The organism is Alcaligenes sp. PF14 (assembly GCF_037150615.1).
Classification (GTDB): Bacteria; Pseudomonadota; Gammaproteobacteria; order Burkholderiales; family Burkholderiaceae_B; genus Alcaligenes; species Alcaligenes phenolicus.
The window spans coordinates 1-765 of the sequence record NZ_JBAGRS010000021.1 but is presented as its reverse complement, the minus strand read 5'-3'; the positions used below and the strand labels follow the sequence as shown (position 1 = coordinate 765).

Genomic DNA, 765 nt, shown 5'->3' with positions numbered 1-765 from the left:
AATCTGCTCGGGCGAGAACAACAGAGTCATCAAGTCCAGCACCAGGTCACTGGCCTTCAAAGCCGCGATTGCCGCCTCGTTGCCCGTCAAAGGCGTCGTGCCCAGATAAGCCAAAGGATCCCGGCTCAGTGCCTTTTCTGCATTCACAGGCAGCAGATCCAGACGATTTACCACCGCGCCCATGGACTGGGCCGCGATCTGCGCACACTGCATGTTTTGCTGATTCGTCGTGGAGCTGGTCAGCAGGGTCACGGTTTGACCTGCTTGCAGCTTGGACAGACGTAGAACCTCTTGCCATGCTTCGATAAGTTGATAATCACTCACTGCCATTTTGTCTCTCCTAGTGAGACACCTCGGCTTCAAACCGACATGCCTAATCACGACAGGGCCGCCTTGGCGGCCCCTGCTCAACATCACACCAAGCGCTGGCCCAGGAAGTCACCGAAGGCTTCGTAAAAGCCTGCTTCGTTATCCCAAGGAATCATGTGACCGGCATCAGGCACGCGAACGTGCTGAACGCCAGGGGCCAACTGCTGAATCTCGGCCACATCCTCGTCACGCACCACGTCACCACGCTCGGCTGTCATCAGCAAGGCAGGCACGGTCAAATGCGGGAAGTCGACATGAATATCGTCGGTATGAAAGCCCTCAAAGCTGGCCAGAATCGCAGGCTCATGGCAGGTGTGCAGCCACTGAGCACGCAATTGCAATTGCTCTTGCGTCCAGGTCGGGCAGAAGGCACGCATATCGTCAGCCGTGCAACCC

The 765-nt window shown here is 57.1% G+C and carries 1 protein-coding gene and 1 pseudogene; both read right to left on the bottom strand.

The features are described 5' to 3' along the window. Positions 1–330: pseudogene (locus WFM49_RS18500) on the bottom strand (2,5-dihydroxypyridine 5,6-dioxygenase); the annotation flags it as partial. 83 nt (positions 331–413) lie between these two features. Next, positions 414–765, bottom strand: a 352-nt coding sequence (locus WFM49_RS18495) for an alpha/beta fold hydrolase (protein WP_336974843.1), incomplete at its 5' end; no start/stop codon positions are given.